Raw genomic sequence first — 16,251 nt, 5'->3', positions numbered from 1 at the left:
GGGGCAAAGTAAACTAAAAAAAACGAATTATTTCACAATCGGGAGATATTTATCTCTTTCCCCGTTTTTCTTTTTGTTCTGTTTGTAGCTGTTTGTTCCTCTAGCAAGACGATATAAATGACCGGTCAACATGAACAGGATATAAGAGTGAGCGAAAGGGGGCGGCGTAGCTTGTTTTGTATAAAATATAAACTGATTAATAAGATGTTGGATGAGTTTCAATTGGTTATTGCTCAGTTTTTTGGCTGACTTACCGTATAAATCTTGTATATTTGCCTCTCTGTTTCTTTGAATGGTACCGGGAAATAGATACAAACCGTACAAAAATCAGAACTGATGCCCAAACTATATAAACGTGTACTTTCCATTGCCGGGAGCGACCCGAGCGGCGGTGCAGGCATTCAGGCCGACATAAAGACTATCTCTGCCTGTGGATGTTATGCAATGACTGCCATTACAGCTGTTGTGGATGAAGATACCACAAGGGTAAAGGCTGTTCATCCCATTCCCGCCTCTTTTGTGAAAGGGCAAATCAAATCCGTGCTCGACGATATTGGCGCCGATGCGATAAAAATCGGTATGCTTCATTCATCCTCGCAAATTATGGCAGTACGAGAGGCATTGTCTGCATATGACGTCCGGAATATCGTGCTCGACCCCGTCATGGCAGCCACATCCGGTGACGATTTACTTAAGAAAGAAGCCATTAGTGCTTTGAAACGGGAGTTGATTCCATTTGTACGGGTAATTACGCCTAATATTCCTGAAGCAGAGGTTTTGTTGGGAGAGCGAATAGTGCGGAAGGAAGATTTTCCTCGTGTAATAAGAAAACTCTCCTGTAATGGAATGGTCTCTGTGTTGTTGAAGGCAGGGCATCTGGAGAGCGATGAACTGACCGACCTTTTCTATAATGCCGAAACGGATGAAATCATTGAGCTTCGTGCCGCAAGGATTAAATCACGCAATACACATGGTACGGGTTGTACCTTGTCGTCGGCTCTGGCCTCTTTTCTGGCAAAAGGTTTATCCCTGAATGAGGCTGTGCGGAATGCCAAGGAATACATCACCCAGGCAATAGCCTCTGGGGCTGATTATGAAATAGGGAAAGGGCATGGCCCGGTTCATCATTTCTTTGCATTCTGGGAATAGGCAAAAGTGATATTTTCGCCGGCACTATCGGTTGGATATTGTATCTGATGCAAAGGGAATAAGAAATAATCCCATTCTACAATCCCGGTAAAATGAAATGCGCTTAGTTGGTATTCTATCGGGAAGATTTATAACCAGGTGCGTTTGTTTGGGATATAATTCACATTGCGCTATGATTGTGCTCTGAAAAAAACGCGTCACTGGTCCGCAGGAAATAAAAACTGCGGCAAAAGCCATCCGAAGATAGACTTTTTGCCGCAGAACCCAAATTTCAACTTGATTATTAATGAGTAGTCAGCAGAACAAGAGCTGCAGTACCAAGAATTGCACCGGCAACTTTGGCGTCTGTGTTGTGATGGTGGCGATGAGGCTCATAGCAGTATCCATCGCATCTGTGCCCTTTGCATTTATGCTTCTTGTATCTCACTTCGCAACGTCTGCCATCTCTGTAATCATCGCATCTTCTGTTGTCGTGGCGATAGTAACGATCCTCGTCTCTATAGTCGCGATCTCTGTATTTGCGACAATCATGACCTCTTCTATTTTCATGGATTACAATTACTTCAGTGCGATTCCCTTTATGGTGATGCTTACCTTTGTTTGAAGCCATGCTTACCGAACTTATTGATACCATCATGATGGCAACTAATAACAATACTATCTTCTTCATAACACCTCTTTTTTAAAATTAATACCTAAGTTGTTTGTGATGTCACAAATATAGGGCAGGAATAAATAGCATCCCAGGGGTTATCCCCAATCTTTGATAGGAATTTCCCTAACCGGTTAACTGGTTTCTCTTTATTTGTCTGATAATTAATGTGATAATGGTTTTAAAATGCCGCTATAAAAAATGTGAAGCACATCCTAAAAGTTGTAAACTCAGCTTTTTGGATGCGCTCAAGAAGGAAAATTCTTATTTTGTACAGTTGGAAATGAAATAAAATAAATATGCAAAAAATGCTGTTTCTCTGGAGAATTCTCAGTTATTCTTCAATAATATTTGCGAACTCGTTCCATTCTTTTGCTTGTCTGTACTTGTCTTTTGCTCCTTTGGGAACATAGAGAATGCATAGTTCTTTATCAATTCCTATAAAATCGGTAGACAGATTGTTTTCAAGAGTGGCAGGTGGGTTACTGCTTTTACAATGCATTTCTTTGATTTCTGAACAACAAAGAAATGCGTTGTTCTCTATTAATGTCATGCTTTCGGGAATTGTGACTGAGTTGAGTCCAGTGCATCCCATGAAAGCCTCGCAGGCAATTGATGTCACTTTGTTGGGGATAGAGTATTTCCTCGACATAGCATTAGGATATAGTATTATTCTGGTCTCATCTTTACTGAATAAAACCCCGTCAATAGCTGTATAGTATCGGTTGTTTTCTAAAACTCTAAACTCCTTTAATTCTGCGCATCCATAGAAAGCTCCTTCGCCAATGCCGTTTACACGGCTGCCAATAGTAACCGAACTTAATTTGGAACAATTAGAAAAAGCTCCTTGTGCAATATTAGTCACACTATTGGGAATAAAGACAGTGGTGAGTTCAGAACATCCTGCAAAAGCAAACTTGTCTATCAGGATAGTTCCTTCTGGAATGATATAACTTCCCAATCTGGAATTAGGATAAGCTACCAGCCGGCTTTTGTCTTTTGTGAAAAGAACACCGCGTACATCTCTATATAGTCTATTTTTATTCGAAACATCAAATTTTACCAGTCCGTCACATCCCAGAAATGCCGAGTTGTCGATTGATGTTACATTCGATCCAATTGTAACCGACTTTAACCCTGTGCAACGGTAAAAGGCTCTGTAGTTAATAGAAACGACACTGTTTGGGACAGAGAGAGAAGTTAAATTTTTGCATCCATAAAGTGCCTTGCTGCCAATTGAAGAAATAGAGGAAGGAAGAGTTAATGAGGTTAAATTTATCAGGTCGTAAAACATGAAATCGGTGAGCTTATTATTTTCACTATAGAAACAAGTACGGCCCGATTTATAGTATGGACATCCGCCTTTCATAAAAGAAACCTTTTCCAGGTTGAGCTTTGTAAGCTTACCTTCTGTAATCTTTTCCGGGCTACCTCCTCTACCTGCCATTTCGCGGATAAATAGAATGTCATCTCCATTCAGTTCGCCGGTTAAAATTAAATCGGTAATTTTATATTTATCTTTTTCTGATATCAATGAAGAAAGGGTTCCTGCTTTTTGTACATGAATTGTTGCAGCAGATAGATTAATACCCATAAATAAACAAACAGTAGACAATATCCATCTAAGGAGATTTAATCTTTTCATAATTTCAGACTATAAAAGGTTAATTGTTTAATTCTAATCAAATTGCTATTTTTCGAGCAATACAAACATAATCAATTTTTATGAAGTCAAGAATAAATAATCAGTTCTAAATGAAATAATTATTATGAAATTTATAATTTGATTCTCTGTTAATATTATCTAATTTTATAATTTAAAAGGAACATTTTTATTTTTGTTTTGTTTTTTTTGATGTTGTATCAAAGAAATGATAATTAGAAAATACGAGTGTCATTGTTGTTGGTATAATTGAAATTTTATCATCAATTTGATTCACAATAATTTATATTATAATGAGACTGGGAAAAACTAATAATGTTTCTACCGGTCAGATCTCAACATTCTAATTAAAACTAACGTATTATGAAAAAACTGTTTTTATTTGTAGTCATCTTATTACTGGGTAATGTAGTAGTAATGGCACAGGATTCAAAAGTTTCGTGGAACGTGAAAGCTGGTATAAACCTGAGTAACTGGACCGGAGGTGAGACTGACGGAACAGACGCCAAAATCGGCTTTAAGGTTGGTGGTGGCATGGAGTATGCTTTCGATAAGACCTGGTCCTTACAACCATCTCTCTTTTTTACCACTAAAGGTACTAAAGAAACTTTAATACCAGAAAACCTAACAGTGAATCAAGTTTATCTCGAATTGCCTGTAAATGTACAAGCCAGAGTTCCGGTTTCAGATAATCTGAATATGTTGTTTGCAGCTGGTCCATACTTTGGATATGGCATTGCAGGTAAAACAAGTTATGGTAATGTGAAAGATGATACATTTGGTGATAAAGGTTTAGGTCTGAAGAGGTTTGATGCCGGACTGGGTTTTGGAGTATCGTTTGAAATTTCGCAAATTATTCTGGGGCTTGACGGTCAGCTAGGTTTAACCAAACTAGGTGATGGCGATGCTCCTAAGAATATCAACTTTGGTTTATCCGTTGGTTATAAATTCTGATTTTAATAATTTGATATAAAAAGATTAAATGCTCTTTTTATATAGTTTGCATCCGAAATAAGAAAGGGGATGTCTCAGGTTCTGAGACATCCCCTTTGACTTTTGAAAAAATAGATGGACGACACGCATACTATCAATAAAATATTTTATTTTTATACCCACATTGAGAATTTATAATAACTATTATTTTATGAGTATAAACAATAAAGATATGCAATTCAGAAGTGCGACAGAAGGTGATGCAGCACGTATTTGGGAAATTATTCAGCAAGCACAAGCTCAGATGCGCAGTTTGAATAGCAAACAATGGCAGAACGGATATCCTTCCCCCGTAAATATCGCTCGAGATATTGAAAAAGGGTACGGATATGTTCTTACTAATGACAATCAGGTTGTGGCTTACGGAGCAGTAATCTTTGACGGAGAACCTGCTTATGATGCACTTGAAGGAAAGTGGTTGAGTGATAATCCTTATGTGGTGGTACATCGTTTGGCCGTAGCTGACGAGGTAAAAAAAAGAGGAGTGGCAACTGAATTTATGCACCGGGTTGAGGAACTGAGCCTTTCGAAAGGAATTCATAGTTTCAGGTTAGACACAAATTTTGATAATCATTACATGCTAAAAATGCTTTCTACACTCGGATTTACTTATTGCGGAGAGGTGATGTATCAAGATCCGAGAAAGGCATTCGAAAAATTATTATGATTGTCTAGCTAATAAATGCTATATAAATAAGGATATGGAGAAGTTATAGATAGATAATTCATTTGCAGCAATTTATATGGATATCTACTATTTTCAAAGGAAACGCTATATTTTTTAGATATTTTTTCTTAAGTTAATTAATATATTTATCTTCGCCCGGCAAATACATACTATCAATCAAAAATCTAACATATAAACAATTAATTTATTTATGAAAAAAAAACTACTTAATTCCACATTGGCAGCCGTCTCTTTGATTGGAACGATGGCCATCCTCTCGCCGGGTTGCTCAAACGAAGAATTAACCATGGATGTAACAGGCGGTTCAGGTATTAAGACCCGATCAATCAATGCGGATTCATCTGTTGAATCGGAATTTGTCGCTAACGAAGTACTGGTGAAATTTAGAAATGATGTACCAGACTCTGTCTGCTTAAAAGCGTTGAACAATGTAAATGCTGTTGTTGCTAGAAAGATTCTGACCAATGCCATGAAACGTTTAGGTGACAGAAAAGGACTGATGCTGATAAATGTACCCGATGTTGCTAATGCAGTAGGATTGCTGAAACGTTTAGAAGCGGTTGAATATGCCGAGCCCAACTTCATCTATAAAAAAGAAGCAATTAACGACACATATTTCGCCAATGGATCGCTTTGGGGCATGTATAGTTCCTCTTCTTCTCCGTCAAATGAATTCGGTTGTGGGGCAGCAGATGCCTGGGCCGCAGGACATACGGGTTCAAGCGATCTTTATGTGGGAATAATCGATGAAGGATATATGTATATGCACGAAGATCTGGCTGCGAATGCAGGAGTGAATCCGGGTGAGATACCGGATAATCGGATTGATGATGATGGCAACGGATATGTGGATGATGTATATGGATGGAACTTTGCCAACAATAATAATAAGGTTTTCGATGCTGCTCTCGACGACCATGGAACACATGTGGCCGGAACAATTGGTGCTGTGGGAAACAATGGAATAGGCGTGGCAGGTGTATGCTGGAATGTAAAACTGTTAAGCGGAAAGTTTATGGGTCGCAAAGGAGGAACTACTGCTGATGCAATTGAGGCGATTGACTACTTTACTAATCTGAAAAAAGCAGGAGTGAATATCGTCGCAACAAATAATTCCTGGGGTGGAGGAGGATACTCCCAAGCATTGTATGATGCCATTGAGCGCGCTAACGAGGCGGGTATAATCTTTATTGCAGCTGCAGGTAACGATGGAATGAATATTGACCGTACACCATATTATCCTGCATGTTATAGTAACAGCAATATTATTACTGTAGCTTCTATTACCAGCACCGGAGGGTTGTCTATCTTTTCTAATTATGGAGCTACATCAGTAGATATTGCCGCGCCGGGTTCCGGAATCTATTCATGTATTCCTTTGAAATCTAAAGGAAAGGTGCTTTCATCTTATGCTCTGTCTGATGGAACATCAATGGCGGCCCCTCATGTGACTGGAGCCGTTGTTCTCTATCTGTCATCTCATCCGGATGCTTCTATTTCTGAAGTAATTCAAGCTATAAAATCTAATGCTGTACCAACTCCCGCGCTTTCAGGAAAGTGTGTTACTGGCGGAAGGTTAAATATAAGTAGTTTCTAATAATTTTATATTTTAAGCGGTTTCTTATTAAAGATTTTATATTTTTTTGGTATAAATGGTAACAATATATTTTGCTTTATAAAAATAATACATACCTTTGTATCGAAAAGCACATAGAATTGCATTAAAATGATATATTTATTCAATTGCGTGCTTGCTTATGGCAGGTACGCAATTTTTTTATGATATAAAGGATAAAAATCTATACTAAAACATTATTTCGAAAACAACTATGCAAGAAATTAAATTCTATAGCGGAGAAAATATTCCGTTAGAACTGCACAAAGTACGCATCGTACAAAAACTACATCTTGTTTCTGTTGAACGCCGCCTTGAAGCTCTTAAAGAAGGTGGATTTAATACATTCAGACTTAGCACAAAAGATGTATTTCTCGATATGTTGACCGACTCTGGTACTAATGCCATGAGTGATAATCAGCTGGCTGCAATGATGCGTGCTGATGATGCTTATGCCGGTTCGCAGAGCTTTGACCGCCTCCAGAAATCCGTTGAACATGTTCTAGATAAGAAATACTTGTTGCCTGTGCATCAGGGACGTGCCGCTGAAAATATTCTTTCGGTTGCTTATGTAAAAAAGGGAAGTCTTATCCCAATGAATTACCATTTCACTACGGCAATGGCCCATATTACTGACAAGGGCGGACAAATTGCCGAATTGTTATATGATGAGGCTTATGTAATTAATTCCAGCTGCCCTTTTAAAGGCAATATGAATATCGAAAAGTTGGAAGAGGTCATAAGAACCCATGGTGCCGAAAATATTCCCTTTATCCGTATGGAAGCGTCGACTAATCTGATTGGCGGTCAGCCATTTTCCATACAAAACCTGCGTGACGTGCGTGCAATTGCCGACAAATATGGAATTCGCCTGGTTCTAGACGCTAGCTTGTTAGGAGAAAATGCATATCTGATTCTGCAACGCGAAGAAGAGTTCAGAAACTCTGATATGGCAACGGTTGTTAAAGCCATGACTGGCTTGGCTGATCTGTGCTATTTTTCTGCCCGCAAACTCAGTTCTTCTCGTGGTGGTGGTATCTGTACAAACGATATAAAGATTTTTAAAGAACTTGAAGCATTCATACCTCTTTATGAAGGTTTTCTTACTTATGGTGGAATGTCTATTCGTGAAGTAGAAGCTATGGCTGTGGGATTGTATGAAGTACTTGATGAAAGTAGTATCAGTCAAAGCCCTCGTTTTATTAAATATCTGGTAGAACAACTAGATTCTAAGGATATACCAGTTGTGAAGCCTGCCGGTGTACTTGGTGTTCATGTGGATGCGATGAATTTTTGCTCTCATATACCTCAGCAGCAATATCCTGCCGGAGCATTGGCAGCTGCGTTATTTCTGATTTCAGGTGTGCGTGGAATGGAACGTGGTACAATGTCAAACCAGCGTGACGAAAATGGGGTGGAACCTATGTCGGATATGGAATTACTTAGGCTGGCTGTTCCTCGTCGTGTGTTTACACTATCTCAGATTAAATATGTGGAAGATAGACTTACCTGGTTATTTGAAAACCGTCATCTGATTGGTGGACTAAAATTCGTGGAAGAACCGCCTGTACTAAGATTTTTTATGGGAAAACTGGCCCCATTATCTGATTGGCCGGAAAAACTGATGGCTAAGTTTAAGGAAGATTTTGGTAACAGTCTATAATTCTGTTTTTTTAAGGCAATTCTTAAAAGAATAGCGCTGAGGTTATTATTCTGTTGCATATAATAAATCAAATATCATAAAAGATGAGCATGCTCATCTTTTATGATTGATATTTTTTAAAGAATTAATGTTTTAAATAGCGCTTATAAAAGGTGTAATAATTATACTGATAATTTTATGTATACTATAAATATAGATAAAAAATTATCAAGATGTTTTTATGTGGATTATTCGTCTCATTAATAATATAAATTAGGGTTTTTGTTCTTTATTTATTAAAATAATATGTAATAATAAATACTCTATTATGATAAAAATTATTTTCTACGTTTATAATTGATATATTTAAAGAAATAGTTGTTGAATTAAAATGTTAATCTTATATTTGCGGAGTAGAAAAATTAAAGGCAAAAAAACGAGCGAGTTTAATTATTTTGTGGCATTATCTTCATGTAGATTGCTTTTATCTACAAAATCCTGATTTAAATTAAATAAAATTATGGACTCCATATTGGATAGTATGGTGAGATTGCGTTGCGCATATGTATTATTTGAATAAGAAATATTTAATATTAAAATATACAATTGAGTAATGATGGAAAGAAGCAAATCTTTGAATCATTTGATTCTGTAGATTTGAAACATGTTTCCCACAAGTTTTGGAATGTAATTGCTGTTACTGTTTACAATCTTTGGGATAGCAAAAACATGGATTTTGTTCCTTTTTATTCTTAATTGTGTTTTTGCTTAATTTATATTGGTTTAGGCTACAGTGGTAAGGTTTATAGCTGTAGAAAAAGATGTCGGCTGGAATAGATTTATTTCTGTTCCGGCCGGTTATCTTTTTAGCCATAATGTCACACTGTTATTTCAATAAATATATTTTCAGCTTATTGATGCTTAATTATAATAAATTATTTATCTTTGTTAATAAAGCTGTATTTTATAAAAAAATATAGCTATTTGAATTAAAGGTATGTTTAGTTAATTCTGCGTACAAAAAAGACTTTTGAAAAACTTTATACTTGATATAAATGGTGGTTTGGTTGTTTGTAAATATCTAATTTTAGCAGCTTGTGTGTTCACTCTAAATAAATAAACTATGGGAAATTATAAGTTTGAGCCCTATGTTTGGGTAATGTTCTGCTATAAAGGTTCAACATCAATTGGCAGAACAATATATGATCAGGATCGGAAAGAGTTGGTTGCATTTGTGACTGATTTGGGGAAGATGAATTGTATTCCTTTTGAGGAGGTTGAACACCCAAGAAAGTTAAGCATTTTAAGTAACGATGAATCTGAAAATGACCTTTCTGTTCATTATTTAAATGGATTTATTAGTGGAGAAGCCTAAAAATCCTTTGCATTTTTATCTCCAAAATAATTAGAATCAGATAAAAATTTAGAGCGGTTTTAAATTTGTTAGTTTACAGCTTTTTATAATTAATAGAAGAGGGGGATTTGCTATATTAATAGTTCTTAAAGAGTAACTGTCACTTTAATACCAGTGTTGAGACGTGCTGTAGACTCATTTGTGGAATAGCTGTTGTATTCTGAGTTGAGTTTTTTATATTTACTTGGAACAATAGATGTTTCAATTCCTACGCTCAATGATTTTAGAATGTTGTAGTTGACTTCTGCTCCCAATAACGATGTAAAAGTACTTCCTTTAAGCTTATTGCTGTATGTATAAGGACGATTATCAATTATTTGAACATCTTTTTCTATTGTGTATTTTTGAACACCTAAAGCATATTTGTATATTAAATTCATCTTTCGATTGAAGATATTTATTTTATAACGAATTTCACCACCATAAAACTGTAACGTTAAATCATCATTTAGAATCCCGTCTTCAAATCTTGCATCGGTATTCACATCTGCGTTTTCATAATTTGTTTCGGCTGAAGCATCATAGCTATTATAGATAAATGCCAAGCCTAATGATTTATAATATGAACCGATTTCAAACTGACTAATTGTGCCTGACCTAAGCTTTTCAATTTGTTGGCTTTGAGGTTCTGTTAATCCTGTTTCTGCTTTTGAGATTATATTCCCAAATCCAAGCACGTAGCTTCCAAAAATAGAGAATGGCTTATTTTGAGCCTTTACAGAGCATGCACCAAGACACGAAACGAATGCTAATGAAAGTAAAAGTGATTTCATAATTTATATGGATAATTTGTCTGTTATAAATATCTTATTTTGTGTTGGATTATTCTTTATGTTGTTTAGTGTCTTAAGTCTTATGTAAAGTGGTCTAAAAACAATGATCATGATGCAAATATAGATAAATATTACAATATACACGCTTTATATTGTAATATAATATGTAAGATATACGAATATTTATAGCCAATTTGTAAAAAGTAGATCAGATAAAATTATGTCAACAATTTAATATAAATTAATTGTTATTGCCACGCTTCATTTGGATGATTAGTACAATGTAAATAATAAAAGTTTTTCTAAGTTGTGTATCGAATTATAATAAATAATAAAAAATGATTGTATATATTTTAAAGACTTATGTCAAAGCTGCTTAAAAATCCTATATTTGCAGAAATTTTATTCGAACTTTTACAACCTATTTTTTAGCTTGATTCATAAATCAATGAAAAGGAATCTTATGATTGAACATAATACGTGAATGTTAATATTAAAAAACATATATGGCCAACAAACACACACACAAACTTCTTATCGCAGGACTGTTTTTTCTGATTCCATACGAACTTTCTGCTCAGGATACCATTCCAGTAAATTACATAAAATATCCCGACTATAAATCAGTCAAGGTTAGCGAGTTTTATAATCCTCATAAATATCCTTGGTCTCGCAAACGAATGGCTGTTGTGCTACCTCGAAGGGTGGATAACTCGGAAAAGATCTATTTTCCTCCGGTTTTTAATCAGGATAACGGGTCGTGTGGCTCTGCTTCACGCATAGGTTATATGTTCACTGAAGAGATCAATGCATACAGAGGTACAGATGCATCGCTTCCCGAAAACATTTATCCAACACATTTCACTTGGTTGTTGACCAATCATGGTCCTGGCAAAGAAGGTATGGCTAGAGATAATGGCATTCCAAACATGAATATGTATGGAGGACGAACCTATTCAAAATTGTTTGGTAATCAAGGAAACGAAGATCCATTTGGTTGGATGACCGGATATGATAAGTGGTACAGTGCCATGTTTAATCGTATTTCGGAAACTTCAAATATAGGCCCGTTGGATCAGCAACAGTATGCTAATATTCTAAAAGGATGGCTATATGATCACAATGGAGATCCGGCATTTCAAGGACGCGGAGGGGTTGCTGGAATTGGGGTTGCTAGTGCAGCGACACTAGGAACAATAAGTACCGGTAAGAATGTCGGTCAAAAATATATAAAATACTGGGGAGATCAGGTGGATCATGCATTAACTATTGTGGGTTACGACGATGATATCTGGTGTGATATAAATGCTGACGGGGTGCAGACATCCGATGAAGTGGGTGCATGGATTATTGTAAACTCATGGGGATCCGGGTGGGCTAACAAGGGATTGGTGTACTGTCCGTATTCTCAGGCGAAGCCAACCAGAACTGCAACTGGATACTGGCAACCAGAACTTTATCATATTCGTAAGAATTATCGTCCACTTAAGGCGTTAAAGGTAAAAATGAACTTTAGCCACCGAAGCGAGCTTAGCCTGAGCGTTGGTGCATCGACAGATATGAATGCAAATGTCCCCGACAGAGAGATACCTTTGTCCCACTTTACTTATTGTGGCTGGCAGAAAGTAAATGGAATAAAATTGAATAATGTTCCGATGCTAGGACAATGGGCTGATGGAGTGATGCATACTGAAGACATGGAGTTTGGTTATGACATCACAGATCTGGTCTCTTCTTTTGATCTGTCTAAGCCACTAAAATATTTCTTTATTGTCAACTCCAGCGCAGATGCTACCGGAGTCGGAAAAATAGCAGACTGTTCTATAATGGATTATGCGCTTGATGAAAAAGGGATCGAAATTCCATTTACTCAGAAAAATGTCACTATTTCTACACTTGGAAAACAAACAGTCATCACAACATCTTTGCAGGGAGAACCGCTCAATGCACCCCTCAACCTTACCTGGATATCCGATACAGGGTTGAGTTGGACAAAACCTCAATATTCTCCTTACACTTTGGAAGGTTATAAGGTTTACAAGAATAATAATAAAATAGCAACTCTTAATGCCGATGCCACATCATACATCGCAACAGAATCAAAGATTGGCGATAGTTATGTCGTTTCAGCATTTTACACAGTGAATGGTATGGAGGTTGAATCAAATATGAGCAATCAAGTGAACAAGCTGGCATCTGCTACTAGAGCGGCCATTTCTGAAACTGGAAGTATCAACTTTGGAGGATATGGATTTTCCATTCCAAACGTTTTTACCAACGGAATGCCACAATGTACCATTGAATTCTGGATGAAACCAGCTGCTATCACTAACTGGAACTTCCAAATGGGACCGGGTTGGGGGAAATTTCTTTTTCACCTAAATAGTGGCGGAGGTATCTCTGTGGGATATACTACATCCAACAGAATTCATAATGTTGCTCCTGTTAATATCAACGAATGGACACATATTGCAATAGTGCTCGATGGCTCTAAAATTACTCTTTATAAAAATGGTCAGTCTGTTGGCACTACCATTGATAGTGGGAATGGTATGCCTGCCCTTTCAACTTTTTTGGTAGGTGCTTCTGGTAATGGAATCAATGGAAACCTTGATGAATTCCGCATCTGGAACAAAGCGCTTACACAGGATGAAATTTTATCACGAAAGGATCAGCTCATTCTGCATCCGGAGACGCTTCCAAATTTGGTGGCATATTACCAAATGGACATGAACTCCACTCTGTTGAAAGATTGCAAAGGAGGAAACAATGCTTCTCCTACTGGTACTATTACTCATTCTGCAACAGATTATCCTCTCAAAGGGACGATTAACGATTTTACTCTTAGCAACTCTTCTTGTTACGTTGGAGAAGTCATAGAAATCAGTTCATCAACAAATCCTTTCAATACAGCATCTATCCAATGGAATGTTCCTGCAGCAGGTATCATAAATTCTGCCGTTCTGAAACCGTCATTGATTTTTAATGGTGAAGGAACCTTTCAGGTGTCTAAGAGTGTTACATTAAGTACAGGAGAGATTCTGACAGCTACAAAAAATGTAGTAGTTAAGTCATTACCTCTACCTGAACCACTATTTGCTGCAAGCAAAGATACTATTATAACAGGTGAACGTGTTTCATTTGAGAACAAGACTGCGACCCCGCTTAACGGCTATCTCTGGACAATGAAAGGCGCTGAAACTGAATCAGCAACAACCGTTAATGCAGGGGCAACTTACAGTCAGGTAGGGGTGTATTTAGTTATTCTTACAGCAAACAATGTTACCGGTCAGAAGTCGTTTTCGAAAACAATCGTGGTAAATAGTTCGGCTCCGAAAGCAGACTTTGAAACGGCTCAGAGATATATACTGAAGGGGGAAACAGTTAAGTTTGTCGACAAGAGTCTCTATACCCCTGATACATATAAATGGACGTTTGCTGGTGGAACACCACAGACCTCGACTGTGCCCAACCCAACAGTGACATATACTAACTCTGGTAAGTTCAAGGTGAAGCTGACGGTAGCTAATGAGAAAGGGGAAAGCACCGTAGAGAAAACTAATTATGTAATCGTATCGAACGATATCTCGGGTAACTCGCTTTCATTTGACGGAGATAATGATATGCTGACAATAAACGGTCTGTTCAGTGAAAAGAGCTCTGCTTCCCCGTTTACCATTGAGTGGTGGATGAAACCAACTGATAATAAAGATGACTGCCAGATCATGGCGACAGATGCTTTCAGTATTACAGAAACTTCTAAAGGAGGATTGTCGATTGGTTTTGGAGCCGATGACAGAATGACTGTGGACAACGGCACACTAGAAAAAGAAAGCTGGGATCATTATGCATTCACTTTCAATGCAGGAGCAGGAGTCTTTTATAAAAACGGAACGGCGATAGCTACCAGAACTTTTACCACAAAGAGCGTAATGCCTTCTTCCTGGACCAATGGCCTGAGAGTTGGCAACGCCACTAATTCGGCTAATGTTACCATTGATGAACTCCGCATCTGGAATTCCGCACGCACTCAACTTGAACTGCTACAAAACCTGAATGCAAGAATGCTTGATACTCAGAATCAGACAGCTTTAGATGGATACTTCCGGTTTGATGAATCAGCAACAGTAAATCCGAAAGATTATTCATCACATAACCGTTTTGCTCTCCGTCGAAATATTGGTCCGGAAGGAGATATGTGGTCGGCATCCATGGCTTTTTGTGTGCCCGATTATGTGGCAAACGAGTTTACTCCTGATAGCAATTCTACCTATATTATCCGCGACCAGGACGGGAATCGTTTCAATACAGGAGGCGACGCAACTTGGTCTCAGTTCAGAACCCAGTTTGCGGCAGATGGAACTATGACAGGGCTTTGTGAACCTTCGAAAGCAACCTATGGGCTGAATAGTAAATATGTACGTACCGGTAGTAGTGAGTTTGCTATATCTTTAAATTCAACAGGCTCGTGGAATCTGAAGGATATCAATACCGACCTTTATGCAAGGGTGGATCAAGGATTTATGATTCCTTCGAATACAGATTATCGTGTATTGTTCAGTTCTTTCCATAAAGATAATTTTGAAAACGTTCGTATCTGTTATGGAGTGGGGAAATATATGAAAGTTTCTGGTAATAACTGGGTCTCAGGAAGCAGTCTTAGAGATTTCTCCTTTTTATTTGAAGAAGTAAAGCCCATTTCATCGGTTACAACCTTTAGCGAAGTAAACGGCAGCACTATGCAGCAACTCCGCTTCAATGCATACAGCCGTCTTAATGGAACTCCAAAAACATTGCAAGGGTCGGTTTCTTATGCCATGACAATGGAAAGCGGTAAATGGTATCCTCTTAATTTTGCGGCACCATTGGAAGAGGTCTCTTTTCAAGGCAAGATTGTCAACGGAGATACTGTGCGTCTTGGTGGAAAGATGACTCTGGAAGCCGACTTCGAAGTGAGAAAGTATGAAAATGGTCAGCTTTATGCTGTAAAGTCGTTCGATAAGGCTCTTCCGGCGGGAGCGTACCTGATTCGATTGAAGAACGGAATGTTGAACGACAAGAATATAATATTCCGAACAGCAATGAATGTACAATTCAAGGATACACCTACACAACCAAGAACAAATTGTCTTTGTGGATCGGACATGGCACGCAGCACTTCTGTAAGCGGTATAACCGGTTACTATATTGTGAACAGTACAGGAGACAAAATGACCTTTGTCAAAGGTTCCCTTCCAAGTTTGGCTCCGTTTGAGGCGTATGTGCCTTATACCGGTAATGTTGATACAGCATTTGCCGAGATTGATTTAAACGGTGAGGCTATATTTATTTCGGGAGTGGAATCTGAAGTTGAAGGAAAAGTTGAAGTTATGGTTGAAAATGGATATATAAAGGTGACTGGTACTGAGAGTCTGTTTACTGTTTATACTATCAGCGGTACAGAAGTGTCTGCTCTGAAGCAGCAATCTCCAGGATATTACTTGGTTATAGTGGATGGCAAGGCATATAAAATACTTGTTCATTAGACTCATTCCTTCTAATATTTTAAGCCGGCTAGGAACCTAATTCCTCTGCCGGCTTTTTGCATAAAAAAGATACAACTAAAAAAACATAATAAACTTTTATCTGTTTTATTAGTAGATACATTTCAGAGGATTATTAA

At 37.6% G+C, this 16,251-nt stretch carries 10 protein-coding genes; 7 read left to right on the top strand and 3 right to left on the bottom strand.

The window, feature by feature from the left end; genetic code table 11:
- Nucleotides 1-336: 336 nt before the first annotated feature.
- Complete coding sequence (gene thiD / locus ABWU87_RS04950; protein ID WP_353333814.1) at nucleotides 337-1,149, top strand: bifunctional hydroxymethylpyrimidine kinase/phosphomethylpyrimidine kinase; 813 nt, start codon at nucleotides 337-339, stop codon at nucleotides 1,147-1,149.
- Between the two features lie 283 nt (nucleotides 1,150-1,432).
- Here thiD and ABWU87_RS04945 read toward each other — a convergent pair whose 3' ends face one another.
- Complete coding sequence (locus ABWU87_RS04945) at nucleotides 1,433-1,819, bottom strand: hypothetical protein (protein WP_353333812.1); 387 nt, start codon at nucleotides 1,817-1,819, stop codon at nucleotides 1,433-1,435.
- Between the two features lie 316 nt (nucleotides 1,820-2,135).
- Nucleotides 2,136-3,446, bottom strand: a complete 1,311-nt coding sequence (locus ABWU87_RS04940) for a leucine-rich repeat domain-containing protein (protein WP_353333810.1) — start codon at nucleotides 3,444-3,446, stop codon at nucleotides 2,136-2,138.
- 381 nt (nucleotides 3,447-3,827) lie between these two features.
- Between ABWU87_RS04940 and ABWU87_RS04935 the strand changes: the two genes are divergently transcribed.
- The 5 genes from ABWU87_RS04935 to ABWU87_RS04915 all read left to right on the top strand — a co-directional run bounded on the left by ABWU87_RS04935 (nucleotide 3,828) and on the right by ABWU87_RS04915 (nucleotide 9,777).
- Entirely contained in the window at nucleotides 3,828-4,418 is a 591-nt protein-coding gene (locus ABWU87_RS04935; protein ID WP_353333808.1) for a porin family protein, read from the top strand.
- 190 nt (nucleotides 4,419-4,608) lie between these two features.
- Nucleotides 4,609-5,124, top strand: coding sequence for a GNAT family N-acetyltransferase (locus ABWU87_RS04930; RefSeq protein WP_353333806.1), 516 nt, complete (start codon nucleotides 4,609-4,611; stop codon nucleotides 5,122-5,124).
- Between the two features lie 211 nt (nucleotides 5,125-5,335).
- On the top strand, nucleotides 5,336-6,742 hold the full coding sequence (locus tag ABWU87_RS04925) for a S8 family peptidase (protein ID WP_353333804.1): 1,407 nt from the start codon (nucleotides 5,336-5,338) through the stop codon (nucleotides 6,740-6,742).
- Nucleotides 6,743-6,974: 232 nt separating this feature from the next.
- Nucleotides 6,975-8,423, top strand: coding sequence for a tryptophanase (locus ABWU87_RS04920; protein ID WP_353333802.1), 1,449 nt, complete (start codon nucleotides 6,975-6,977; stop codon nucleotides 8,421-8,423).
- A 1,102-nt stretch (nucleotides 8,424-9,525) separates the two neighbouring features.
- A complete protein-coding gene (locus ABWU87_RS04915; RefSeq protein ID WP_353333800.1) occupies nucleotides 9,526-9,777 on the top strand; it encodes a hypothetical protein in 252 nt (83 codons plus the stop codon).
- 125 nt (nucleotides 9,778-9,902) lie between these two features.
- Here the strand turns inward: ABWU87_RS04915 and ABWU87_RS04910 are convergent, their stop codons facing one another.
- Nucleotides 9,903-10,589, bottom strand: coding sequence for a hypothetical protein (locus ABWU87_RS04910; protein WP_353333798.1), 687 nt, complete (start codon nucleotides 10,587-10,589; stop codon nucleotides 9,903-9,905).
- 506 nt (nucleotides 10,590-11,095) lie between these two features.
- Between ABWU87_RS04910 and ABWU87_RS04905 the strand changes: the two genes are divergently transcribed.
- Nucleotides 11,096-16,114, top strand: a complete 5,019-nt coding sequence (locus tag ABWU87_RS04905; RefSeq protein ID WP_353333796.1) for a LamG-like jellyroll fold domain-containing protein — start codon at nucleotides 11,096-11,098, stop codon at nucleotides 16,112-16,114.
- Nucleotides 16,115-16,251 lie beyond the last annotated feature (137 nt).

The organism is Bacteroides sedimenti (assembly GCF_040365225.1).
GTDB lineage: Bacteria > Bacteroidota > Bacteroidia > Bacteroidales > Bacteroidaceae > Bacteroides > Bacteroides sedimenti.
This window is presented reverse-complemented; position numbering and strand designations above follow the sequence as displayed.